This is a genomic window from Aureimonas sp. D3, from assembly GCF_001463805.1.
Lineage (GTDB): Bacteria > Pseudomonadota > Alphaproteobacteria > Rhizobiales > Rhizobiaceae > Aureimonas > Aureimonas ureilytica_A.
The window spans coordinates 115,221-139,409 of sequence record NZ_BBWM01000035.1; the positions used below are offsets into that span (position 1 = coordinate 115,221).

Consider the following 24,189-nt stretch of genomic DNA (forward strand, 5'->3'; position numbering starts at 1 on the left):
CGGACCATAGGCACCACGTCACGCCCTGTAAAGCTGACACAAAAGCGGTTTAGAACAGACCGCCCGCGCCTGACACGATCGCCTGCTGCGCCTCGGCCGGCAGCGGCTGCGAGGCGACCGAGCCGCCGCCCCCTTCGCCGATCACCTGATAGACGTTGGACGGGCCCGTGCCGGGCTTGAACGCCTCGATGATCGCATCCTTGGAATTGGGGTCGGCCGCCATGCCGGTCCGCCTGTCGACGGCAACCTGCGTCATTCCCTCGGGAATACGGAAATCGGCGACGGGCTTGCCGGCGATCGCATCCTTCATGAAGTCGACAAAGACCGGCGCCGCGAAACCGCCACCGGTTCCGCCATGGCCCAAGGGCTGAGGGTTGTCGTAGCCGAGATAGACGCCTGTCACGAGGTTCGGGGTGAAGCCAACGAACCAAGCATCCTTCTCGTCATTGGTCGTCCCCGTCTTACCGGCCGCAGGCACGCCCAGTTCCTTGACGACGGTCGCCGTGCCGCGCTGGACCACGCCTTCCATCATCGAGGTGATCTGATAGGCGGTCATGGGATCGAGAACCTGCTGGCGATCATCGATCAGTTCGGGTTCGGGCTGATCGGACCAGGCCGCGTCATTGCACTGATCGCACTTGCGGTTGTCATGCTTGTAGACGGTGCGCCCATAGCGGTCCTGCACCCGGTCGATCAGGGAGGGCTCGATGGACCGCCCGCCATTCGCCATCACCGAATAGGCCGAGACCATGCGCATGACTGTCGTTTCGCCGGAACCGAGCGCCATCGGGAGATAGGGCATCATCTTGTCGTAGATGCCGAATCGCTCCGCATATTCGGCCACGAGTTTCATGCCCATGTCCTGCGCGAGGCGAACGGTCATGAGATTGCGGCTTTTCTCGATGCCTGTGCGAAGCGTCGATGGACCGGCGAACTCGCCACCATAATTCTTCGGCTCCCAGAAACCGCCCGTCCCGTTCGGGATCGAGATCGGCGCATCGAGAATGACGGACGCCGGCGTGTAGCCATTGTCGAGCGCGGCCGCATAGACGATCGGCTTGAACGACGAGCCAGGTTGGCGATAGGCTTGCGTTGCACGGTTGAATTCGGACTGGGCATAGGAGAATCCGCCGACCATGGCGAGAACGCGACCCGTATGCGGGTCCATCGCAACCAGCGCGCCCTGTACGCGAGGCGGCTGACGCAGGCGGTATTCGCTGCCATCGCCCTTCTTCTCGACATAGACGACATCGCCGCGTTGAAGCACCCGATCGGCGGTCTTCACCGAGGCGCGCCGACCGCCCTCGACCATCGAGAGCGCCCAGCGCATGTCCGATAGCGCGATCGTGCCGATCTCGCGCTCCGGACCGCGCCGGCCCGAGGGCAGTTTGTCAGGCTGGAGGCCGATGCTCACCGAGTTCGCATCCGTGGTCAGAACCACCGCGAGCTGCCATTCGGGAACGTCCGACAGGCCTTCGATCTCACCCAGCGGTGTGCCCCAGTCATTGCCGAGTTCGATGGTTTTGACCGGCCCCCGGAACCCCTTGGCCTGGTCGTATTGGACGAGGGCATGTTGCAGCGCCTTGCGCGCCTCGACCTGCATATGCGGATCGATCGTGGTCCGCACCGAGAGACCACCTTCGTAGAGGGCGTTCACGCCATAGCGCGAGATGATGTCGCGCCGAACCTCTTCGGTGAAATATTCCGCCGATGGCACGTAGGCGTTGTTGGAGCGCGTCTTGATCCCAAGCGGCTTCGCGATGGCCTTATTGGCTTCGTCCTGCGTGATGAAGCCGTTCTCGGCCATGCGCTGGATAACCCAATTGCGGCGCGCCAACGCCTCGTTCGGGTTTCGGAACGGATTGTAGTTTTCAGGCGCCTTGGGCAGAGCCGCGAGGTAGGCGACCTCTTGGATTTCCAGCTCGTTCACGGACTTGTCGAAATAGGACAAGGACGCGGCTGCGTGGATGCGCGTCATCACTGGCGGCTCGTATTTCTCCAGAACCTGATAGTCCGGCAGGTCTTCGCTCATCTTGGCGACATAGACGCCGACGCCACCCGCCCCGATCAGCGCGAGCACCGACCCGATGCCGAAGAAATAGCCGAGCAGCTTGATCATCGTGACCCTATCGCCTGCATTCTGGATTCGCCCGAACAGCACGCGACCGGGTCGCGCGGTCCCGAACCCGCGAGTGCGCGACATGGCCGGGAGTTTGGACTTCCTTCATAAATGAGGCGCCCCGATGTTGCGAGGCGCCAATGCGTGTTAGCTGTGGCAATTGCGCCACGTGGAACGCTCGCGTCAATTCGCGCTGCGTTGATCCACGATCGAGCGATGCCGGGAAAACGCCTCGATCGACCGCGCCAAAATGGACGCGACCTTCTTCTGCCAGTCGGGCGAGGTCAGGAGTTTCTCCTCCTGTTCGTTGGAAAGGTATCCCATCTCGACCAAGACCGACGGCACATCGGGGGCTCGCAGAACGCGAAAACCGGCCGACCGCTTGGGATTGTTGATCAGGCGAACGCCGCCGTCCTTCAATTGCGCTACCAGCCCGAGGGCGAAATGCTCCGAGAAGCCCTCGGTCTCCTGTCGAACGAGGTCCACGAGGATGTCATGGATTTCCGGAGCGTCCTGGTCCCATTCGGCGCCAGCAAAACGATCGGCGGAGTTTTCGCTATCTGCCAGTTCGCGCGCCAAGCCGTCCGACGCCTTCTCCGAAAGGGTATAAACGGTCGCCCCCCGCAGATCCTTGTAACGGATCGAGTCGGCATGGAGCGAGACGAAAAGGCCCGCCTTCGCCCGGCGGGCAATGGCCGCCCGCTCGTTCAAGGGAATGAACGTGTCGTCCTCGCGCGTCATCAGCACTTTGATATTGGGATAAGCCGAGAGCGCGTCGCGAAGGGCGAGACCGAACGCGAGATTGACGGCCTTCTCTTCCGTACCCTTCTCGCCGGTCGCCCCGCGATCGATTCCCCCATGGCCCGGATCGATGACGATGACGAAAGGATCGGACGCCCGGCGCGGCTCAACGTGATCCGCGACGGACGCCTCGCGGGCTTTCGCCGGCACCACGAAATCCGCCTCCCGGCCTTTGCGCAGCGTCAGGAGGATCAGCGTTCGCCCATCCTCCTGTCGAGACGTGAGCTTCGGTTTGACCGCACTATTGAGTTCGAGAAGCAATCGGTAGCGATCGGCGGCGACCAGCCCCTGCTTCACCCCCCGCACCCAATGCGCGCCTTTCGTAATCGGCGCTGCGGCCGCCGAGAGCGTGGCGTCGAAATCCAGCGCCAATCGATAGGGCGACTTGAGCGTCAGAAGATCGGGCTGCGCCGCACCGTCCAACTCGATCTCCACGTCGTCGCCCTCATCCACCGACGTCAGTCGAATCGCCGTAATGACGGAGGGGTCGGCCGCTTGCGCTGGCAGCAAACCGGTAACGAACAGAAGAAAAAGCACCGCAAGGCAACGAAGAGTTTGAGACATGCAGTTGGCAACCGGGGGTCTGGCGGCAAGTTGAGCCGGTTCTAGGCGACGAACATGGGTAGGAACTGCCCTCTGGAGAGGCCTGGCACTTGTTTAGGCGCGTCCCACGCCATAAAAGCAGAAGTGAGGCTACCGCGTCGATTGCGGAACGGCTTCGCGACCGATCGGAAAGACGAGATCTCGTCTCCGAGCCGAGACGCGAGGCCCGACCGAACCAGCGATCGATCGTGACGAGCCTTCGACAAATTTTCTCCGTTCGAGACAGTCTCGACGGACTTCCATCATGCGGGACGGCCGTCAGGTTGGCTGCATGTCTTTCATCGGCCGATGAAACGGCCACCCATTTATTGCAGGTCGCGAGCGCGTGTCGTCAGCAGTGTTTTCATCCCGGATAGACCGCCGCCAGATTGGGCAGGCGAAGCATCCTTTGACCGGGACCATGCTGTTTGCAAACCGCTCGGCACCTGCCGGCCCGCCCTTTCCGATCTTTCAACCGGCGTTATCCGCCGGATCGTTCGGCAGGCTCCGGGTCTCGGAGTTGAGATTTCATGGCAAACAAGATGTTGATCGATGCGTCGCATCCGGAAGAAACCCGGGTCGTCGTCGTCAAGGGTAACCGGATCGAAGAATTCGATTTCGAGTCCGAACACAAGAAGCAGATCAAGGGCAATATCTATCTCGCGAAGGTGACACGGGTCGAGCCGTCGCTGCAGGCCGCCTTTGTCGAATATGGCGGAAACCGGCATGGCTTCCTCGCCTTCAGCGAGATCCATCCCGACTACTACCAGATCCCTGTGGCGGATCGTCAGGCCTTGATCGAGGACGAACTCGCCCGCGCGGCCGAGGAAGAAGAAGAAACCGAACGCAAATCCGCCCGAGACAGTCGCGCGCGCTCGCGCCGCTCGCGTGAAATGGAGGCGAAAGCCGCTGACGCGGGTGACGACAGCGTCTCGGAAAACGTCTCCGGCATCGAGGACGTCCCTGATACCGAGGAGGAAATCTCCGAGGTGGGCTCGGCCCAGGTCGGCAATTACGGCGAAACGGATGGCGAGGACAGCTCCGCATCCGAGAGCGCCGACACGTCCGACGAAGAGGATTCGGGCGAGCAGCCCGCAGAGCCTGTAGCCTCTGACGAAACGCAGAAGGATGGTAATCGCCGGCGTCGGCCGCGCCGTCGCACGCGTGGGTCGGACGACGATGCGCCGTCCGGCGAGGACGAGGCGGAACAGATCGACGATCTCGGCAGCGAAGACGCGATGGAAGAGGTGCCGGTTCGCACCCGCGCTCCTCGCAAGAACTACAAGATTCAGGAAGTTATCCGTCGCCGCCAGATTCTGCTCGTTCAGGTGGTCAAGGAGGAACGCGGCTCCAAGGGCGCCGCGCTGACGACCTATCTCTCGCTGGCGGGCCGCTATTCGGTTCTCATGCCGAACACGGCGCGAGGCGGCGGAATTTCGCGCAAGATCACCAACGCTGCGGATCGCAAGCGGCTGAAGGATGTCGTGCGCGATCTCGACGTGCCGCGCGGCATGGGCATCATCCTCCGTACGGCCGGTGCCAATCGCACCAAGGCCGAGGTCAAGCGCGACTACGAATATCTGATGCGCCTCTGGGAGACGGTTCGCACTCTGACGCTTCAATCGATGGCGCCGACCCTCGTCTACGAGGAAGGCAGCCTGATCAAGCGCTCGATTCGCGATCTCTACAACAAGGACATCGATCAGGTTCTTGTGGCGGGTGAAGCCGGCTACCGCGAAGCCAAGGACTTCATGCGGATGCTGATGCCAAGCCAGGCCAAGGTCGTGCAGCCCTACCGGGACCCGACGCCGATCTTCGCGCGCCAAGGCATCGAAGCGCAGCTCGACAAAATGGTGCAGCCGAACGTGACGCTGAAGTCCGGCGGCTACATCATCATCAACCAGACGGAAGCGCTGGTGTCGATCGACGTCAACTCGGGCCGCTCGACCCGCGAGCACTCCATCGAGGACACCGCTTACCAGACCAATCTGGAGGCCTCCGAAGAGATCGCGCGCCAGTTGCGCCTGCGCGATCTCGCAGGTCTGATCGTTATCGACTTCATCGACATGGAGGAGAAGCGCAACAACCGGAACGTCGAGAAGCGCCTGAAGGATTGCCTGAAGGACGATCGCGCTCGCATCCAGGTGGGCCGCATCTCGCATTTCGGCCTTCTGGAAATGAGCCGCCAGCGCATCCGCGCGAGTGTGCTCGAATCCACCATGCAGACCTGCCCCGTCTGCAACGGCAACGGCTTTATTCGTTCGGCGTCCTCGCTGGCGCTGCATGTCCTGCGCACGGTCGAAGAGCATCTCCAGAAGCACGGGACGCACGACCTCATCGTCCGGGTGCCGACCGCGACAGCGCTCTACATTCTGAACGAGAAGCGCCGCACGATCGATGAACTTGAGGCCCATTATGGGCTCCACATCATGCTGGAAGCCGTGGAAGGTCACGGCCATCAGCATATCGCGATCGAACACGGCGCCGAGGCGGTTCAGCGTCCGCGCCCCCAGCCGGTTCGCCCAATCAGCCTCGCCCCGGATGATCTGATTGAGGTCATGCCGGAGGAAGACGAGATCGTTGCCGAGGTGATGGACGACACGGAGGCCGCGACCGAGACGGAAGGCTCCGATGACGATCGCCGCGACGGTTCGCGTCGCCGTCGTCGCCGTCGTCGCAACGGGCGCAAGTCCGATGCCGCTGGTCAGGACAACGATATCGAAAGCGTCTCCGACGAGGAGGACATCGCCGCCGATGACGAAACCACATCGTCGGAAGCAGACGTAGAGGTGGATGGTGAGGATGCCGAGTCCGAGGCGGCGGCAGGTCACGATGAAGATGGCAAGAGCCGCAAGCGTCGTCGCCGTGGCCGGCGCGGTGGCCGTCGCACCCGCGAGGACGAGGCCAATGACGCGCCGGTCATGGATGTCGCCGAAGGCGCTGGCTCGAACGAAGCTTTGCCAGATGTCGTGTCGGACGATGTTGCCGAGGAACCGGTGGAGGTCGATGCGACCGCTCCCGTCGAGATTGGCGACGTGGCCGAACGCTCGTTCGAGCCGGAGATGACGGACGCCGTCGACGCCATGGCGGGAGTCGATCTCGATGCTCGCCCGCTCGGTGAACTCGAGGCGGACCGGAACAGCGATGTGCCGGATGAGAACGAAGTCATGGCAGCCACAGCCGAAGCAGGCGCATTGATCGACGGAAACCCGCCTCTGGATGAGGTCTTCCCGTCGGACAGCACGCCCTCGACCGAAGCCGAAGACAACTCGGCTGAAGAGGCCTCCCGCGGTCCACGACTGACGACCAACGGCGTCGATCAAGAAAGCGAACAGGACGATCGTCCCAAGCGCACGGGCTGGTGGTCGCGTCGCGGCTTCCTCTGATTGAAACCAAAAGGGCGGCTCTCGAGCCGCCCTTTTTGCATCGAGTGTCTTGCCGCCTCTCAGGCCTTCAGAAAGCCCGCCAACCTTTCGGTCGCTTCCGCCAGTTCGGATGTGGAGCCGGCATAGGACAAGCGCACGAAATGCTCCCCCGCCACCGGATCGAAGTCGATCCCAGGCGTCAGCGCGACATGACTGCTTTTGAGGACGCGGCTCGAGAACTCGCTCGCGCTCCCCATCCCAGCAGGAAGGCGCGCATAGGCGTAGAAGGCGCCGTCGATCGGAGCGATATCGGAAAATCCGAGCGACGGTAGACGCTGCGCAAGGATCGCGCGGTTGCGAATGTAGGTCTGCTTGATCTCTTCGAGTTGATCGCGCGTTTCGAATACCGCTTCGGCCGCGACCTGACTGAGTTCTGGCGCGGAGATATAGAGGCTTTGTCCGATCCGCTCCGAGGCTCGCACCAGCGAAGCGGGCAAGACGAGCCAGCCGATGCGCCAGCCGGTCATGCAGTAATATTTCGAAAACGAATTGACGATGATGGCGCGGTCGGAAAATTCCAGCGCGGACGTGTCGCGCTCGCCATAGGTCAGGCCGTGGTAAATCTCGTCCGAGATGAAGGCGATCCCCTCCGCATCGCAGAGCTCAAGCAACGCCTTCAACTCGCTGCGTGGGGTGACCGTCCCTGTCGGATTGGCAGGGCTGGCAATGAGGACGCCATGAATCGGTTCCCGGCGATGCGCTTCGAGCAGCCGTTCCGCCGTCAGGATGTAATCCTCGTCCGCGCCGACCGGGATCTCCACGGGCACCAATCCAAGAGCTTTCAGGATATTGCGATAGGCGGGGTAGCCCGGATTGGCGATGGCAACACGGTCCCCGACATCGAAGGCCGTCAAGAACGCGAGATTGAAGCCCGCCGACGAACCGGTCGTAACCATGATTCGTTCGGGCGGCACGTCGACGCCGTAGGTCTCGGCGTAATGGCGCGCGATGCGCCGTCTCAGTCCGATCCGGCCCAGAGCGTCCGTATAGCCGATGCGGCCGGCGCGAAGAAACGCCTCCGCCGCTTCGGCCGCATGGGGCGGTATGGGCGCGGAGGGCTGGCCGACAGCAAGAGAAATGACGTTGACGCCCGCTGCCGTCATCCGGTTCGCTTCCGCCAGAACGTCCATCGCCCGGAACGGGTCGATTTCGGAGCGTCGGGATGCTTTGATGGGACGGCTGGTGTACATGTCTGGTCTCACAATCGCCAAGGCGCCTTATTTTCCCGGCAAGGGAAAGGGTGTCTGTAATCCGTTCATAGGGGCCGGTCGGGGAGCATGGGAAGGGTCGCAATGAAAGAATGGCGCCGGCAATTGTCGACAGCCTGCCTCGCGGTTGCGCTCGCCTTTTCCTGCGTGATGCCGACCGCTACGCCATCCTTCGCTCAGTCCGCCGGGCAGCGTCGCCTGCCGGTGGTCCGCGACGCGGAAATCGAAAGCCTCGTTCGAGACTACGCGTCGCCGATCCTGAAGGCTGCCGGGCTGTCGCCGAGCCGGGTCGAGATCGTCCTCGTCAACGATCTCAACTTCAACGCCTTCGTGGCGGGCCGCCGTATCTTCATCAATACGGGAACGCTGCTCGATTCCGAAACGCCCAACGAGACCATCGGCGTGATTGCCCACGAGGTCGGCCATCTGGCGGGCGGCCATCAAGAGCGACTGCGAGATCAGATTGCCCGCGCGCAGACCATCGCCGTTGTCGCGGGTCTGATCGGTGCGGGTGTCGCGGCGGCGGGCGCGGCGTCGGGTTCGGGCGCTGTCGCAGGCCTCGGCAGCGGCCTGATGACAAGCGGAAGCGGCATCGCGCAGCGCGGATTGTTCTCCTATCAGCGCACCGAAGAAACCACAGCCGACCGCTCCGCCCTCACCTATCTCCAAAAGACCAATCAGTCTCCCAAAGGTCTTCTCGACAGTTTCGAAGGGCTGATGCGCAAGAACATGCTCGCGGGCATCTCGCGCGACACCTATCTTTCCTCGCATCCGGCTCCGCAGGACCGGATCGGCTTCCTGCAGACGGCCGCGCACGAGAGCCCTTTCTTCGACAAGAAAGACTCGCCAGACCTCCAGTTGCGACACGATTTCGCCCGCGCCAAGATCGCCGCCTATAATGGTGGTGCCGCGCAGGTGCGTCGCAGCTTCGGACGGCAGCTTCACTCCCTTCCCGCCCTCTACGGCGACGCGATCGCAACGCATCTGGCGGGCTCGCCGAAAGCGGCGCTCGACAAGATCGACGCTCTCATCGTCAAGCAGCCGAATAATCCTTGGTTTCACGAATTTCGCGGTGAGATTCTGATGACCGCTGGTCGCGCCAACGAGGCCGAAGCTGCCTTCCGCAAGGCGGCCAAACTCGACCCTTCGAAGTCCGGGCTCATTCAAGCCTCCATTGGTCAAGCCATCGTCACCGGGGGCCGGCCCGAGAAGATGAAGGACGCCGTGGCCCAGATCCAGCGCGGCTTGGAAGCCGATCCCGGCAACTCGTCCGCCTACCGTTTCCTGGCCATGGCGTATGGCAAGCTCGGCCAGATCGGGGACGCAGAACTCGCGACCGCCGAGGGCTACTGGGAGGCCGGCAACTTCAAGGACGCGAAGGTCTTCGCCGCTCGCGCTCAGCAAAAATTCCGCCCGAACTCGCCGCAATGGCGAAGGGCACAAGATATCCTCGTCACAAAGGTCAAGCGTCCATGACATCTCCACGCCGCTCGTCGACTCGCATTCGCCGAGCCGGCTCTCTTCTTCTGGCGCTGACTTTCGTCGCGAGCGCGGTCCCCGCCCAAGCGTTCGATGACGCCCAGACCAAGGACATCGAAGGGATCGTGCGCAACTATCTGCTGACGCACCCGGAAGTCCTGATCGAATCGATGCAGGCTCTAGAGGCCAAACGAACGGCCGAGGAAACCCATAGCCGCCGCCAAACGATCGAAACGTCCCGAGCCGCCTTGGAATCCACGCCCGCTGGCACAGCGCTCGGCGCGAAGGACAGCGACGTCACGCTGGTGGAGTTCTTCGACTACAATTGTGGCTACTGCAAACGCGCGGCCAGCGATATGGAAGTGCTGCTCGATAGCGACAAGAAGCTTCGTGTGGTTCTGAAGGAAATTCCCGTGCTCGGGCCTGCATCCGAGGCTGCGAGCCGTGTCAGCCTCGCGTTTCGTTCGCTGAAGCCTGAGAGCTATGGCGCGTTCCAACGCCAGTTGCTGGCGAGCAAGGCACAGGTCGATGAGGCGCGTGCCCTACAAGTGGCCAAAGACTTCGGCGTCGAGGCATCCGCTTTGAAGCCGCTTCTCCAGAGCTCCAGCATTCAGACGGAACTGCAACAGGCCGGTGCCTTGGCCATGGCCCTCGGCATCGACGGAACACCCAGCTACGTCGTCGGGGATGAAGTGGTCGCTGGCGCGGTTGGAGCCGACGCCTTGGCTCAGAAAATCGCCAACGTGCGCCAATGCGGGAAGGCGTCCTGCTAAGATTCCTTGCCAAAGGCGTAAAAAGGGAGCTTTTCCCGCAACCTGCCCCGGTCTATACGCCGTGGGAGACAGGATCGCGGCCTGACCGGACGTGGCGCGCGGATGCGAACGAGACGAACCGATCCCCCACCAGAAAAGCCCCAGAGCACGGGGCCGTTTTCTGGACGGGATCGACACCGCAACCGCTGCGCGGCGACGTCGCCGCGACCTCCCATGATTTCATTTCGAAGGATCCCCATGCAGAACCCGGAAACGAAAGTCGATCGGTCTCTCGTCCGCGAACTCGCCGACATTCTGAACGACACCGATCTGACGGAGATCGAAATCGAACAGGGTGAGCTTCGAATTCGGGTCTCTCGCAAGAAAGAATATATCCAAGGCGGCTACGCCGCGAGCATCCCGATGCCGGTTGCCGCGCCTGCCATGCCGGCCGCCACTCCTACGGCCGCCCCTGGCACACCAGCGCCTTCCGCCGGTCCCGAGGTCGGCTCCGTCCCCTCGCCCATGGTTGGTACGGCCTATCTCTCGCCCGCACCAGGCGCGAAAGCCTTCATCGAGATCGGCCAGTCGGTGAACGAGGGGGACACGCTGCTGATCATCGAAGCCATGAAGACGATGAATCAGATTCCGGCGCCGCGCTCGGGAACGATCAAGCGCATCTGCGTCGATAATGGACAGCCCGTCGAATACGGCGAAGCGCTGGTGGTGATCGGCTGAGCCGATCCTGCCTCCCGCACTCAGTGCCCAGCCGACCGATGAAAGGCCCGTCATGTTCAACAAGGTTCTGATCGCCAACCGTGGCGAGATCGCGTTGCGCGTTCTGCGCGCCTGCAAGGAGCTCGGCATCGCCACCGTCGCGGTCCACTCGACCGCCGACAACGCCGCGATGCATGTCCGCCTAGCGGACGAAAGCGTTTGCATCGGCCCCCCGCCCGCTCGCGACAGCTACCTGAACATTCCGCAGATCCTTGCAGCCTGCGAAATCTCCGGGGCGGACGCCGTTCATCCAGGTTACGGCTTTCTGTCGGAAAACGCGCGCTTTGCCGATATTCTCGACGCCCACAACATTACCTTCATTGGCCCGACGGCCGACCATATCCGCGTGATGGGCGACAAGATCGAAGCCAAGCGGACGGCCCAGAAGCTGGGCATTCCGGTGGTGCCCGGCTCGGCCGGCGCAGTGACGGACGATGGCGAGGCAGCCCGGATCGCGACGGAAATCGGCTTCCCCGTCATCATCAAGGCCTCGGCTGGCGGCGGTGGGCGCGGCATGAAGGTGGCCAAGACGGCGGCCGATCTCTCGGTCGCTCTGGCCACGGCCCGCTCCGAAGCGGGCGCGGCCTTCGGTGACGACGCAGTCTACATCGAGAAATATCTGGAGAAGCCTCGCCATATCGAGGTGCAGGTTTTCGGCGACGGAATGGGCAAAGCCATTCATTTGGGCGAGCGCGACTGCTCGCTTCAGCGCCGGCATCAGAAGGTCTGGGAAGAGGCGCGCTCTCCGGCTCTCGATGATGCCCAGCGCAAGCGGATCGGCGAGATCTGCGCCAACGCCATGGCGGAAATGCGCTATCGAGGTGCCGGCACGATCGAGTTCCTTTACGAGAATGGCGAGTTCTATTTCATCGAAATGAACACCCGCCTTCAGGTCGAGCATCCCGTGACGGAGGCGATCACCGGTCTCGATCTCGTGCATGAGCAGATTCGAGTGGCGGCCGGCCTCGGCTTGTCCGTGCAGCAGTCCGATATCAACTTTCTCGGCCACGCGATCGAATGCCGCATCAATGCGGAAGACCCACGAACCTTCGCGCCATCGCCCGGGCAGATCACCTATTATCACGCGCCGGGTGGCCTTGGCATTCGCGTCGATTCGGGTGTCTATCAGGGCTACTCGATCCCGCCCTTCTACGACAGCTTGATCGGCAAGCTGATCGTTCATGGCCGCACGCGCAATGAGTGCCTGATGCGTCTTCGGCGTGCCTTGGACGAGATCGTCGTCGACGGTGTGAAGACCACCCTGCCCTTGTTCCAGGATCTGGTGGAGAACCCGGACATCCAAGCCGGCCAGTACGACATTCACTGGTTGGAACAGTATCTCGCTCGATCCGCTCCGGCGGCTTGAGGCGGATTTGGCCTCCGGACGGCGCGACGATGATTTCCGGCTCACGCCGGAAATCCTGTTGAGAGCCTATGCGGCCGGCATCTTCCCCATGGCGGAAGATGCCGACGACGATTCGATCTACTGGGTCGATCCCACCATGCGCGGCATCCTGCCTTTGGATGGGTTCCACGTCCCGCGCAGCTTGATCAAGACGATCAAACGACAGCCGTTCGATGTTCGGGTCGACACGGCTTTTGCGGCTGTTCTGGATGGATGCGCTGAGCCCGCGCCCGGCCGCGAGCACACCTGGATCAACGCCCAGATTCGCGACCTCTATCTCTCGCTACACGCAATGGGATATGCTCATTGCATCGAAGCCTGGATGGATGGCCAACTGGTGGGCGGGCTTTACGGCGTCAGCCTCGGCGGCGCCTTCTTCGGCGAGAGTATGTTCTCCCGCTGTACCGATGCCTCGAAAATCCCGCTTGTCTATCTCTGGGATCGCCTGAAGCGCGGCGGCTATACGCTGCTCGACACGCAATTCATCACCGCGCATCTCTCGCGCTTCGGGGCCACCGAAATTCCGCGCGCGGATTATCGTCTCATGTTGGACGAAGCGCTGGAACGCAACGCGACCTTCTATCCGGCCGGCGCTGGAACGCTGGACTCTGTTTTGCAATCTTTGAGCCAGACGTCGTAGACAGGATGCTCGACCGCGTTGAGACCGGGCGAGTCCGCAAACATCCAACCGGAAAAGATCCGCCTGATCTGTCGATCCAGCGTGATCTCGTCCACTTCCACGAAACTGTCGGTTTTCGGCGCTTCGTTCTGCGAGCGCGTGTAGCAGGCGCGCGGGGTCACCTGCAGCGTGCCGAACTGCACCGTCTCATTCACATAGACGTCGAAGGTCGTGATACGGCCGGTGATCTTATCCAAGCCCGAAAACACCGCCACTTTGTTGGCGATGCGTTCAGCCGATGCCGGTGCGGGCAGCAGCGCCAACGTAAGGAGACCGGCCGATAGGAGCCGGCCCAGAATGCGCGATGTCATGAGGTCCGTCAGCCCAATCAGGGCTGCCACGCATCGTAATCGCCCGACACGCGCGGACGTTCGGCGGTATTGAGAAGCGAGCCCTTGGGGCGATAGGCGCGGCCGGTGCCTGTCAGATTTTCCTGATGCGGCTGCTCCCACCCATGCGCGCGGTAATCTTCCTTGGAAGGCGGGGTATCGACGCGATGATGCATCCAACCGTGCCAACCCGGCCCGATAGACGTCGGCTCAGCCGCTCCCTTGTAGATCACCCAGCGGCGTTGGCCATCGGCCGTCTGATAGAAGCGGTTGCCCCGTTCATCCTCGCCGACCGGCTGGCCGAAGCGCCACGTATAGAAACGTGTGCCGATCGTCTGGCCGTTCCACCAGGTGAAAATCTGTAGGAGCAGAGGGTTCACTTTACTCATCGGGCTCGTTCCTCGCATCGGCAAGGGTTATGATCGCGTGCGAATGGATTGTCCATCGCAAACCGGGCTTACTCCAGGCCGAGCTTGGCCTTGACCAGATCGTTGACGGCCTGCGGATTGGCTTTGCCGCCCATGGCGCGCATCACCTGCCCGACGAACCAGCCGGCGAGGGTCGGCTTGGCCTGCGCCTGCGCCACCTTGTCCGGATTGGCGGCGATGATGTCGTCCACGGCTTTCTCGATGGCTCCCGTGTCCGTGACCTGCTTCATGCCGCGGCTTTCCACCAGCTCGCGCGGGTCGCCGCCCTCGTTCCAAACGATTTCGAAGAGATCCTTGGCGATCTTGCCCGAGATGACCTCCTCGCGGATGAGATCGAGAATGGCGCCGAGTTGCTCGGCGGAAACGGGCGTGTCCTCGATCGTCTTGCCGGACTTGTTCAGCGCGCCCAGAAGATCGTTGATAACCCAGTTGGCCGCCTGCTTCGCGTCGCGACCGGCCGCCGTCTTTTCGAAGAAGTCGGCGATCGCCTTTTCGGAAACGAGGATCGACGCGTCGTAGGCTGACAGGCCCGCCACGTCCATCAAGCGCTGTCGCTTGTCATCGGGAAGCTCCGGCAGCTCCGCCTTCAAAGCTTCGACAAAGGCATCGTCGAACTCGAGCGGCAGAAGGTCCGGGTCGGGGAAATAGCGATAGTCATGCGCGTCTTCCTTGGAGCGCATGGCCCGCGTTTCGCCCTTCACGGGGTCGAAGAGCCGTGTTTCCTGATCGACCGTGCCGCCATCCTCGATCAGCGCGATCTGGCGACGCGCTTCGGACTCGATGGCCTGCCCCACGAAACGGATCGAGTTCACATTCTTGATTTCGCAGCGCGTTCCGAATTCGCCGCCCGGCCGGCGAACCGACACGTTCACGTCGGCGCGCATTGAGCCTTCGTCCATGTTACCGTCGCACGTGCCGAGATAGCGCAGGATCGTGCGCAGCTTGGTCAGATAGGCCTTCGCCTCATCGGCCGAGCGCATGTCCGGCTTGGAGACGATCTCCATCAGCGCGACGCCGGAGCGGTTCAGGTCCACGAAGGACATGGTCGGATGCTGGTCATGCAGCGACTTGCCGGCATCCTGTTCCAGATGCAGGCGCTCGACGCCGACTTCGATATCTTCGAACTGGCCCTTGGAGTCCGGCCCGACCGAGACGATGACATTGCCCTCGCCGACGATTGGATCCTTGAACTGCGAGATCTGATAGCCCTGCGGCAGGTCGGGGTAGAAATAGTTCTTGCGATCGAAGACCGAGCGATTGTTGATCGCCGCCTTCAGCCCGAGCCCTGTACGCACGGCCTGGCGAACGCACTCCTCGTTGATGACCGGGAGCATCCCAGGCATCGCCGCGTCGACCAGCGACACGTTGTCGTTGGGCTCGGAGCCGAACTGGGTGCTCGCGCCCGAAAACAGCTTGGCCTCGGACAGGACCTGGGCATGGACTTCCATGCCGATGACGATTTCCCAGTCTCCGGTGAGGCCGGAGATGAACTTTCGCGGATCGGGCGTGCGGGTATCGACGAGGGTCATGGGCGAACTCGGATCAGAATATCAGCGGCAGAGGCGAACGAGAGGCGGCGAGAGCTTACCACCAGCGCTTCGGCTCGAAACGACCGGCCGCCTTTTCGATGGCGAACGCGGCGGTGAACAGCGTTTCTTCGCCAAAGGGGCGGCCGATCAGTTGGAGTCCCAGCGGCGTTCCCTCGCTCGACAGGCCGGCGGGAACGGAAATCGCCGGAAGGCCCGCCAGGTTGACGGTTACCGTGAAGACGTCGTTCAGATACATGGCGACCGGATCGGCCGCGAGCGTCTGGTCGTTGATGGCAAAGGCTGCGGACGGCGTCGCAGGGGTCAGCAGGGCATCGACACCTGCCTCGAAGGCCAGTTCGAAATCCCGCTTGATGAGCGTGCGAACCTTCTGCGCCTGCAGATAATAGGCATCGTAATAGCCGGCTGATAGAACATAGGTGCCGATCATGATGCGGCGCTTGACCTCGCGGCCGAAACCTGCCGCGCGAGTCTGCTCGTACATATCGGCAATGTCTCGGCCGGGCACGCGGAGGCCGTAACGCACGCCGTCATATCGAGCGAGGTTCGACGAAGCCTCCGCCATGGCGACGATGTAATAAGCCGGCAGCGCATATTTCGTATGCGGCAGCGAGACTTCCACGATCTCGGCGCCGGCCTCCTTGGCCCAGGCAATGCCTTGGGCCCAGAGCGCCTCGATTTCGGCGGGCATTCCGTCGACGCGGTATTCCTTGGGAATACCGATGCGCAGGCCCTTGAGCGAGCGACCGACCGCCGCCTCGTAATCCGGCACAGGAAGATCGACCGATGTCGTGTCCTTCGCATCGACCGACGCCATCGATTTCAGAAGGATCGCGGCATCGCGCACGTCGCGCGCCACCGGCCCGGCCTGATCCAGCGACGACGCATAGGCGACGACGCCCCAGCGCGAGCAACGGCCATAGGTCGGCTTGATCCCGACCGTCGCAGTGAAGGCGGCAGGCTGACGGATGGAGCCGCCCGTATCGGTCGCAGTTGCTCCAGCGCAAAGCCGCGCGGCTACGGCTGCCGACGAGCCACCCGACGATCCACCTGGAACGAGCGCGAGATCGGAGCCGTTGCGGCGCCAGGGATTGATGACGGGACCGTAATAGCTGCTCTCGTTAGAGGAGCCCATGGCGAACTCGTCCATATTGAGCTTGCCAAGCATCACCGCGCCGTCCGCCCAGAGATTGGACGTGACGGTGGATTCGTAGCGCGGTTTGAACCCATCCAGAATATGGGAACAGGCCTGCGTGTGCACGCCCTCGGTGGCGAACAGATCCTTCACGCCGAGCGGGATACCTTCGAGGGATCGCGCCTCGCCCTTGGCCAACCGCTCGTCGGCAGCCGCAGCCATCGCGCGTGCCTGATCGGGCGTTGTCGCGACATAGGCATTCAGCGTCGCGTTCGCGGCGTCGATGGCAGAAAGATAAGCGTCCGTCAGTTCGACGGCGGAAAACTGCTTGGCCTTCAGCGCGTCTCGGGCTTCGGCGATCGTAAGGGCGGTGAGATCGGTCATGAGCTCTTGTTCGGTCGGTTCTGCGACTCAGGCTGCGTCAGGGCGCGCGGTGAGCGGCTTCTCATAAAAAACGGAATAAGTGCTTTCCGGGTAATCGGCGAAAGCACCGCAACGCTGGAAACCCGCGCGCTCGTAAACTCTCCAAGCGGCGGGGTGTTGGTCGCCGGTTTCGAGTTTCAAAACAGCGTTTCCCTCCTGGGCCGCACGCGAGACGATCTCATTCAGAAGAGCGCCGCCAATGCCATGTCCCTGTTCGGCAGGGCGCACATACATGCGCTTCACTTCGGCCAGATGGTCATCGTGGCGCTTGAGCGCTCCGCAGCCGATGGCCTCGCCGTCGCGACGTGCGATCCAAACGGTGGTGGCCCTCTCGGCCATTTCGTCGGCCGTCATGTGAAAGCAGAATTCAGGCGGGGTCAGCGCCAGCAGCACCTCGTTGAGTTCCGCGATCAGCGCGCGCACATCATCCTGAAGCGGCGACTCCTCGCGGATTTCAACGAAAGACACGGCTACTCGACCACTTTGGGAACGAGGAAATAATGATCTTCGGTCGCGGGCGCGTTGGCTACGATGTCATCGGACTTGCGACCGTCGGTCACCGCGTCCTGTCGCTTCTTCATCTGCATGGGGATGACGGAGGTCATCGGCGCGATGCCCGTGACATCCACCTCGCGCAGCTGCTCAACGAAGCCGAGAATGGCGTTCAGCTCGCCCTCCATCGTCGCGACGTCTTCGTCGCTGACGGCAATGCGCGCGAGGCGCGCGACACGGCGAACGGTGGCGGTATCGACAGACATTGGACCTCTTGAAGCGGAGAGCTTGCGTCCAACGCTATATCGGGAGGGCCGGCGCGACGCAATGTCGGCCGGCCCAGGGGTGTTAAATCACAGTGGCGTCAGATGTCGAAGGGAACGCCGATCTCCGGCAAGTGAACCTGACTCGCCTCATCCTCCATCGCTTCGATGAACGCGTCCGGGCTGGGGTCGAGGATCGGCATCGTTCCCCAATGCAGCGGGATAATCGTCTCGAAGTTGAAATAGCGTCGGCAGGCGAGCGCTGCGACCGCAGCGCCCATCGTCAGACGATCGCCGATCGGCACCAGCCCGATCCGAGGATGGTGCAACTCTTCGATCAGGGCCATGTCGCCGAAGATGTCGGTGTCGCCCATATGATAGACGCTTTGACCATCGGCGAAGTGAAGCACCAACCCGTTCGGCATCCCAAGATAGGTGATGCGTCCGTTTTCCTCGATCGAAGCTGACGAATGGAAGGCCTGAGTCAGCGTCACCGAGAAGTCGCCGAACTTCACGGTTCCGCCCGTATTGGCCGGCTCGATCGGCTCGACGCCCTTCGATTTCAGCCACTGGACCAGCTCGAAAGTTCCGACGACTTTGGCTCCCGTCCGCTTGGCAATCTCGATCGTGTCGCCCACGTGATCGGAATGACCATGCGAGAGCAGGATATGCGTCACGCCTTCGGTCGCGTGAGTGACGTCACCTTTGAAGTGCGGATTACCGGTCAGAAACGGGTCGATCAGAATCACCGACTCCCCGGTTTCGATCCGAAAGGCCGAATGGCCGAAATAGGTCATCTTCATGCTATGGGTCTCCGTCGCCTCGCCGATGCCGCTCGACCAGGGATCGTGTTTGCGGGCGATTAGGTAGCGCGCTCGGTATCAGGTCAAGGAGAAGCCGGTGGCATTGGTAGGCATCGAAGAGCTGAATACGCTGGTCGGTGAAGGCCGGACCTTGGTCGGGCTGGATCTCGGTACCAAGACCATCGGCCTTTCGGTCTCCGACCTCAGCTGGCGATTCGCCTCGCCCCGCCCCGTCATCCGCCGCGTCAAATTCGGGATCGACGCCGCAGCCCTTCGCAAGCTTCTGGACGAAGCCGAGTGCGGCGGCGTCATCATCGGCCTGCCCCTCAACATGGATGGGAGCGAGGGTCCGCGTGCGCAATCGACCCGCGCTTTCGTGCGAAACTACACACAGCTCGACGCCCGCCCCATCGCATTCTGGGACGAGCGTCTGTCCACGGTCGCCGCAGAGCGCGGCATGTTGGAGATGGATGTGTCGCGGGCGAAGCGGGCGGAGCGAATCGACTCGGCCGCCGCGTCGTTCATTCTTCAGGGTGCGCTCGACAGGCTCTCCGCACTGGCCGCGCGGGCCGAAGACGAAAGTTTCGAATAGGCCTGCATGACGAGGGCTTGGATGCGCTTGCGATGACGCAGAGCATAAAGGCCGAGTACGATCGCACTATCGACGATCAGCGCGCGAACCACCAGCGGCGGAAGCTCTTCGGCCGGAATCCCGAGCGTCTGCGCGTAGATCGAGAAAACGAGATCGTAGAAATCCCGAGTCAGGAAAAAGAGGCCGAAGCTCAGATCGCGCGAGGCCAGCACCAGCCAGGTGACAAGGATTGCGATCGGCGTGAACCAGAGGCTGAGAAGCCAGCGCATCAGCCGCGATCCTTCTCGTGCGATCCGCCGATGGCCGAGCGATGATCCGATGGCCGCTCCAAGGCTGCGAGAGCCTTGCGGAACGCCATATCGTCATCCGCATCGTCCCGGATCGCGACGGCATGGTCGAACACCAGGGCCACGGCACTGAGGAAGAGGGCCCAGAAGGCCAGGTCCACCCGATCGAACACATGGGAGAAGGGTGCGCCGAAAAGATAGGCGGCCACAACGGTCGCCGACGCCAGACCGATCGAACCGAAGGCGAACGCCTCGCCCCGCCTTGCAATACGCACGTTGCTGGAGCGCAGGAAGGCCAAGGTGGCGGCCATGACGCCCGCCGCGCTCAACGCCACGAGGGCGACGAAAGCGGACTGTGCCGCGGTACCGCCGGCCGCGGGCTCCAGCGCCTGGGAGCCGATATGGTCGATGCCGGCCAGATGGGCGAGCTCGGATAAGCCGGTGACGGCGTAGAACCCCAGCCACAGGCTCAATGCGAAACTGGAAGCGACCTTGGTCATCCTGCGGCTCCTATCGTTAGCGCTTTCTTAACGAAGTTAGTCCCGCACTCGTTCGTTGGACGCAAACGAAAGACATTGTTAGGGTTAACGGCCGCGCCTGCGAGCCGCTTTCCCTTGTGGCGACGAGGGCTTTCTCCTATAGGCGGATCTCGACATGTCAGCGCCCTCGCCCACTCCGCTCGCCCGTCGACATCTTCTCGGCATTGCCGGGTTGTCGCTCCCCGATATTCACCAGCTCATGGATCTCGCCGAGAGCGAGATCGCCGTGAGCCTTGGCCGGGACAAGAAGAAGTCCGCCCTTCGAGGGCGGACCCAGATCAACCTCTTCTTCGAAGCCTCGACCCGCACGCAGGCATCCTTCGAGTTGGCCGGCAAACGGCTTGGCGCCGACGTGATGAACATGTCGGTCGCCAACTCGTCGGTGAAGAAGGGCGAAACGCTCATCGACACAGCGATGACGCTGAACGCCATGCGTCCGGACCTTCTTGTCGTCCGGCATCACGCGGCCGGGGCTGTGGCGCTTCTCGCGCAGAAGGTCGGCTGCTCGGTGGTGAATGCCGGCGACGGCGCGCACGAGCATCCGACCCAGGCCCTTCTCGACGCCCTCACCATTCGACGCCGCAAGGGCCGGGTGGCGCGGCTGGTCGTCGCCATCTGCGGCGATGTTCTGCACAGCCGAGTGGCCCGCTCCAACATCCTTCTCCTGAATGCCCTCGGGGCGGATGTCCGAGTCGTCGCGCCCTCGACGCTGCTGCCGGCCGGAATCGAGCAGATGGGCGTCACGGTCTTCCGAAACATGGAAGACGGATTGAAGGGGGCCGATGTCGTGATGATGCTGCGGCTTCAGCGCGAGCGGATGGAAGGCTCCTTCGTGCCTTCGGTCCGCGAATATTTCCGCTTCTTCGGCCTCGATGCCCAAAAACTCGCGCGCGCCAAACCGGACGCGCTCGTCATGCATCCCGGCCCGATGAATCGAGGCGTCGAAATCGCGTCCGATATTGCCGATGGGCCTCAGAGCGTCATCGAGGAACAAGTCGAGATGGGCGTGGCCGTGCGCATGGCCGTCATGGAATGGCTGGTCGGAGACCATGCGGAGATGCGTGCATGAAGGCGGACACTCATCCTCCCCTGGTTGTCGAAAACGCTCGAATTCTTGACCCGTCCCGAGGGATCGACGAGATCGGCACGCTGATCGCCGAAGACGGCGTCATCCGTGCCGCCGGCGCTTCGGCGCGTCAACAAGGCCGCCCGGATGGCGCCGAAATCATCGACGCCAAGGGCCTGCTCCTCATCCCGGGCGTCGTGGACGCGCGCGTCTTCATGGGCGAGCCCGGCGGCGAGCACCGCGAGACCATCCGCTCGGTCTCGCGTGCGGCGGCCGCCGGAGGCGTCACGTCCATTCTCACCATGCCCGACACCGACCCGGTGATCGACGACGTGGCGCTGGCCCAATTTGTCAGCCGCACGGCGCGCGAAACGGCCATCGTGAACGTCTTCCCGTCTGCCGCCCTGACAAAGGGCCTGCTCGGCAAGGAGATGACGGAGATCGGTGTCTTGACGCAGGCCGGTGTTCCCGCCTTCACCGAAGGGCGCAAGACCCTGCACGATCCCGCGCTGATCCGCCGGATCATGACCTATATCCGAGATTTCGACGCTCTCTTCATGCACGAGACGCAGGATGCCGACCTGACCGGCTCCGGTGTCATGAACGAAGGCCTCCTCGCCTCCTGGCTCGGCCTTCCCGGCATTCCGCGCGAGGCGGAGATCATTCCGCTCGAGCGCGATTTGAGACTGGCGGCCCTGACGCGCTGCCGATACCACGCGGCCAAACTCTCGACCGCTCCGTCCCTCGACGTTCTGCGCCGAGCCAAAGCCGAGAACCCGCTTGTGACGGCGGGCGTCTCGATCAATTCGCTGTCGCTCAACGAAAACGACATCGGCGAATACCGAACCTTCTTCCGCCTGTCCCCGCCGCTGCGCTCCGAAGACGACCGTCAGGCGATGATCGAAGGGATCGCGGACGGTGCCTTGGACATCATCGTCTCCTCCCACGATCCGCAGGATGCCGACGGGAAACGTCGCCCCTTCTCGGAAGCGGAGGCCGGATCGGTCGGTCTGGAGACGCTGCTGCCGGCTGCCCTGCGCCTCTATCATTCGGGCCGCGTGTCGCTCTCGCGCGTGGTGGAATGCCTTACCTCGGCACCGGCCGCGCTTCTGAAGCTCGATCGCGGAACCTTGATGCCCGGCCGGCCGTCGGATTTCACCTTGGTGGATCTCGATGCTCCCTTTATTTTTGACAAGTCGCGAATCCGTTCGCGCTCGAAAAATTCGGCCTTCGAGAATGCGCGCTTCCAGGGCGAAGTAATGCGAACGGTCGTCGCGGGTCGAACCGTGTTCGATGCAACCGATGGAACGGTGTGAGGATCGATATGACCTGGGACCATAGCGATCCGACGGCGGTCATCGTCTTTCTGATCCTCGGCTATCTCTGCGGAACGATCGCCTTCGGGTTGATCCTCACCAAGCTCTTCGGCTTGGGTGATCTGCGTTCTATAGGGTCGGGCAATATCGGCGCGACCAATGTCCTGCGCACGGGCAACAAGAAGGTCGCGGCGATGACGCTGCTCGGCGACCTTCTGAAGGCCACGGTGCCGATCTGGGTGGCCTGGAAATGGGGCGCGCCTGCCGCTGCCGCCGCAGGCTTCGGGGCCTTTCTCGGCCATCTCTTTCCGGTCTGGCTCGGCTTCAAGGGCGGCAAGGGTGTGGCGACCTATATCGGCGTTCTCTTGGGGTTTGCGCCGATCGGCGTTCTGGTCTTTGCCGCCGCCTGGCTCGGCATGGCCAAGATCTTCCGCTACTCCTCTCTCGCCGCACTTACCGCAACGCTCCTGGTGCCCGTCATCTATCTCATCATCGGCAACAGCATGGCGGCGGCTTTGACGGCGGTTCTGACCGTGTTGGTCTATCTCAAGCATATCCCGAATATCCGACGGCTCCTCGCGGGCACGGAAAGCCGGATCGGGTCGAAAGGCTGATGAATCCCATAGGCGGGCGCGAAGGAATCTCCGATAGCGAGCGCCTCGCCCGTCTGCGTCTGATCCGCAGCGAAAACATCGGTCCCGTGACCTATCATGGGCTCCTGCGCCGCTTCGGCACGGCGCAAGCCGCCCTCCCGGAGATCCCCGCCCTCGCGGCCAAGGGCGGCAAGCGCCGCATCCAGCTTTGCGACCCGGGTACCGCCGAAGCGGAACTTGCGCGCTTGGCCCGCTTCGGCGCGCGACTGATCTGCCACGACGAGCCGGATTTCTCGCCGGCCCTGCGCGCCGCCGAAGGCTCGCCGCCACTTCTCTCCGTGATGGGCGATGCCGCTCGCCTCACCCAACCTGGCGTCGCAATCGTTGGGTCGCGCAGCGCCTCCGCCGCCGGGGCGCGGCTCACGCGCATGTTCGCCTCGGAACTTGGCGAGGCCGGCTACGTCGTGACCTCCGGCCTTGCGCGCGGCATCGATACGGTCGCCCATGAGGCGGCTCTGGCCAGCGGCACGGTCGGCATCTTCGCGGGCGGACTCGACCGCCCTTATCCGCCGCAGAACAAGCCTCTGATGCGCCGGATCGTGGATGAGGGCGGTTGTCTTGCGACGGAAATGCCGTTCGGCTGGGAGCCACGCGCCGTAGACTTTCCCCGGCGCAATCGCATCGTCGTAGGCCTCTCCCTGGCTGTTCTGGTGGTGGAAGCGTCTCTGCGGTCGGGCTCGCTGATCAGCGCGCGTCTCGGCGGCGAGCTGGGCCGCCTTGTCTTCGCCGTCCCCGGCTCACCGCTCGAACCGCGTTCGGCCGGCACCAACATGCTTCTGAAGGATGGCGCTCAACTCGCCACGGAGACGGCGGACATCCTGCAGGCTCTGGAGCCGATGGCCCGCCGCCCCTCACCTGTTCAAGCGCTTCTCCATCCCGATGACAGTGGCGATACACACGAGGCGGATGCAGGCGAGCGGGCGCGCATCCTTCGCTCACTCGGGGTCGCTCCCGTGTCTCTCGACGACCTGATCCTTCACAGCTCCGTATCGCCGTCGACGGTCCATATGACGCTTCTGGAACTCGAACTCGCCGGGCGCCTGGAGCGTCATTCGGGCGGGCGAATCTCGCTTCTTCCTTGACACCGGC

General features: G+C 62.9%; 23 protein-coding genes. 11 read left to right on the forward strand and 12 right to left on the reverse strand.

What is annotated here, in order from left to right; all coding sequences use genetic code 11:
• Positions 1–49: 49 nt before the first annotated feature.
• Positions 50–2,119 (reverse strand): penicillin-binding protein 1A, encoded by a 2,070-nt coding sequence (locus AUL36_RS10540; RefSeq protein WP_062220322.1) that lies wholly within the window; start codon positions 2,117–2,119, stop codon positions 50–52.
• Positions 2,120–2,302: 183 nt separating this feature from the next.
• Complete coding sequence (locus AUL36_RS10545; protein WP_062220323.1) at positions 2,303–3,484, reverse strand: N-acetylmuramoyl-L-alanine amidase; 1,182 nt, start codon at positions 3,482–3,484, stop codon at positions 2,303–2,305.
• Positions 3,485–4,032: 548 nt separating this feature from the next.
• Between AUL36_RS10545 and AUL36_RS10550 the strand changes: the two genes are divergently transcribed.
• Positions 4,033–6,888 carry an Rne/Rng family ribonuclease gene (locus AUL36_RS10550; RefSeq protein WP_062220325.1) on the forward strand — a complete coding sequence of 952 codons (2,856 nt, stop codon included), beginning with the start codon at positions 4,033–4,035 and terminating at the stop codon, positions 6,886–6,888.
• 59 nt (positions 6,889–6,947) lie between these two features.
• On the opposite strand, the gene AUL36_RS10555 is transcribed toward AUL36_RS10550, so the two are convergent.
• Entirely contained in the window at positions 6,948–8,117 is a 1,170-nt protein-coding gene (locus tag AUL36_RS10555; protein ID WP_062220327.1) for a pyridoxal phosphate-dependent aminotransferase, read from the reverse strand.
• 102 nt (positions 8,118–8,219) lie between these two features.
• On the opposite strand from AUL36_RS10555, the gene AUL36_RS10560 reads away from it, so the two are divergent.
• From AUL36_RS10560 to aat, 5 genes are all read left to right on the forward strand, one after another.
• Entirely contained in the window at positions 8,220–9,611 is a 1,392-nt protein-coding gene (locus AUL36_RS10560) for a M48 family metalloprotease (protein WP_192843817.1), read from the forward strand.
• The gene (locus tag AUL36_RS10565) at positions 9,563–10,387 is read left to right on the forward strand and encodes a DsbA family protein (RefSeq protein ID WP_244497100.1); all 825 of its coding nucleotides are present in this window, start codon (positions 9,563–9,565) and stop codon (positions 10,385–10,387) included. Before AUL36_RS10560 ends, AUL36_RS10565 begins: the two co-directional genes overlap by 49 nt.
• 237 nt (positions 10,388–10,624) lie before the next feature.
• On the forward strand, positions 10,625–11,104 hold the full coding sequence (gene accB / locus AUL36_RS10570) for an acetyl-CoA carboxylase biotin carboxyl carrier protein (protein WP_062220332.1): 480 nt from the start codon (positions 10,625–10,627) through the stop codon (positions 11,102–11,104).
• Positions 11,105–11,156: 52 nt separating this feature from the next.
• Positions 11,157–12,509 carry an acetyl-CoA carboxylase biotin carboxylase subunit gene (accC, locus tag AUL36_RS10575; protein WP_058598302.1) on the forward strand — a complete coding sequence of 451 codons (1,353 nt, stop codon included), beginning with the start codon at positions 11,157–11,159 and terminating at the stop codon, positions 12,507–12,509.
• A gap of 7 nt (positions 12,510–12,516) precedes the next feature.
• Positions 12,517–13,188: a leucyl/phenylalanyl-tRNA--protein transferase gene (aat, locus tag AUL36_RS10580; protein WP_062220334.1), complete on the forward strand. Its 672-nt coding sequence runs from the start codon at positions 12,517–12,519 to the stop codon at positions 13,186–13,188.
• Here aat and AUL36_RS10585 read toward each other — a convergent pair.
• The 7 genes from AUL36_RS10585 to AUL36_RS10615 all read right to left on the reverse strand — a co-directional run bounded on the left by AUL36_RS10585 (position 13,128) and on the right by AUL36_RS10615 (position 18,647).
• Positions 13,128–13,538 carry a DUF2155 domain-containing protein gene (locus AUL36_RS10585; protein WP_062220424.1) on the reverse strand — a complete coding sequence of 137 codons (411 nt, stop codon included), beginning with the start codon at positions 13,536–13,538 and terminating at the stop codon, positions 13,128–13,130. The genes aat and AUL36_RS10585 overlap by 61 nt on opposite strands.
• 17 nt (positions 13,539–13,555) lie before the next feature.
• Positions 13,556–13,936, reverse strand: a complete 381-nt coding sequence (locus AUL36_RS10590) for an NADH:ubiquinone oxidoreductase subunit NDUFA12 (RefSeq protein ID WP_244493523.1) — start codon at positions 13,934–13,936, stop codon at positions 13,556–13,558.
• A gap of 77 nt (positions 13,937–14,013) precedes the next feature.
• Positions 14,014–15,513 (reverse strand): Asp-tRNA(Asn)/Glu-tRNA(Gln) amidotransferase subunit GatB, encoded by a 1,500-nt coding sequence (gene gatB, locus AUL36_RS10595; protein WP_062220336.1) that lies wholly within the window; start codon positions 15,511–15,513, stop codon positions 14,014–14,016.
• Between the two features lie 55 nt (positions 15,514–15,568).
• Positions 15,569–17,050 carry an Asp-tRNA(Asn)/Glu-tRNA(Gln) amidotransferase subunit GatA gene (gene gatA, locus AUL36_RS10600; protein WP_062220338.1) on the reverse strand — a complete coding sequence of 494 codons (1,482 nt, stop codon included), beginning with the start codon at positions 17,048–17,050 and terminating at the stop codon, positions 15,569–15,571.
• 27 nt (positions 17,051–17,077) lie between these two features.
• Positions 17,078–17,557 (reverse strand): GNAT family N-acetyltransferase, encoded by a 480-nt coding sequence (locus AUL36_RS10605; protein ID WP_062220340.1) that lies wholly within the window; start codon positions 17,555–17,557, stop codon positions 17,078–17,080.
• Between the two features lie 2 nt (positions 17,558–17,559).
• Positions 17,560–17,847, reverse strand: a complete 288-nt coding sequence (gene gatC / locus AUL36_RS10610; RefSeq protein WP_058598297.1) for an Asp-tRNA(Asn)/Glu-tRNA(Gln) amidotransferase subunit GatC — start codon at positions 17,845–17,847, stop codon at positions 17,560–17,562.
• 98 nt (positions 17,848–17,945) lie between these two features.
• Entirely contained in the window at positions 17,946–18,647 is a 702-nt protein-coding gene (locus AUL36_RS10615) for a metal-dependent hydrolase (protein ID WP_062220342.1), read from the reverse strand.
• A gap of 97 nt (positions 18,648–18,744) precedes the next feature.
• On the opposite strand from AUL36_RS10615, the gene ruvX reads away from it, so the two are divergent.
• Positions 18,745–19,239 (forward strand): Holliday junction resolvase RuvX, encoded by a 495-nt coding sequence (gene ruvX / locus AUL36_RS10620; RefSeq protein ID WP_062220344.1) that lies wholly within the window; start codon positions 18,745–18,747, stop codon positions 19,237–19,239.
• Here ruvX and AUL36_RS10625 read toward each other — a convergent pair.
• Both AUL36_RS10625 and AUL36_RS10630 read right to left on the reverse strand, forming a co-directional pair.
• Entirely contained in the window at positions 19,176–19,508 is a 333-nt protein-coding gene (locus AUL36_RS10625; RefSeq protein ID WP_062220346.1) for a DUF6105 family protein, read from the reverse strand. The genes ruvX and AUL36_RS10625 overlap by 64 nt on opposite strands.
• On the reverse strand, positions 19,508–20,026 hold the full coding sequence (locus AUL36_RS10630) for a hypothetical protein (RefSeq protein ID WP_062220348.1): 519 nt from the start codon (positions 20,024–20,026) through the stop codon (positions 19,508–19,510). The genes AUL36_RS10625 and AUL36_RS10630 overlap by 1 nt, the downstream gene beginning before the upstream one ends.
• Before the next feature lie 154 nt (positions 20,027–20,180).
• On the opposite strand from AUL36_RS10630, the gene AUL36_RS10635 reads away from it, so the two are divergent.
• The 4 genes from AUL36_RS10635 to dprA are packed head-to-tail and all read left to right on the forward strand — an operon-like array spanning position 20,181 to position 24,182.
• A complete protein-coding gene (locus tag AUL36_RS10635; RefSeq protein WP_062220350.1) occupies positions 20,181–21,134 on the forward strand; it encodes an aspartate carbamoyltransferase catalytic subunit in 954 nt (317 codons plus the stop codon).
• Positions 21,131–22,447: a dihydroorotase gene (locus tag AUL36_RS10640; protein WP_062220352.1), complete on the forward strand. Its 1,317-nt coding sequence runs from the start codon at positions 21,131–21,133 to the stop codon at positions 22,445–22,447. The genes AUL36_RS10635 and AUL36_RS10640 overlap by 4 nt, the downstream gene beginning before the upstream one ends.
• 8 nt (positions 22,448–22,455) lie before the next feature.
• Positions 22,456–23,061, forward strand: a complete 606-nt coding sequence (gene plsY, locus AUL36_RS10645; protein WP_062220354.1) for a glycerol-3-phosphate 1-O-acyltransferase PlsY — start codon at positions 22,456–22,458, stop codon at positions 23,059–23,061.
• Positions 23,061–24,182, forward strand: a complete 1,122-nt coding sequence (gene dprA, locus AUL36_RS10650; protein ID WP_062220356.1) for a DNA-processing protein DprA — start codon at positions 23,061–23,063, stop codon at positions 24,180–24,182. Before plsY ends, dprA begins: the two co-directional genes overlap by 1 nt.
• Positions 24,183–24,189 lie beyond the last annotated feature (7 nt).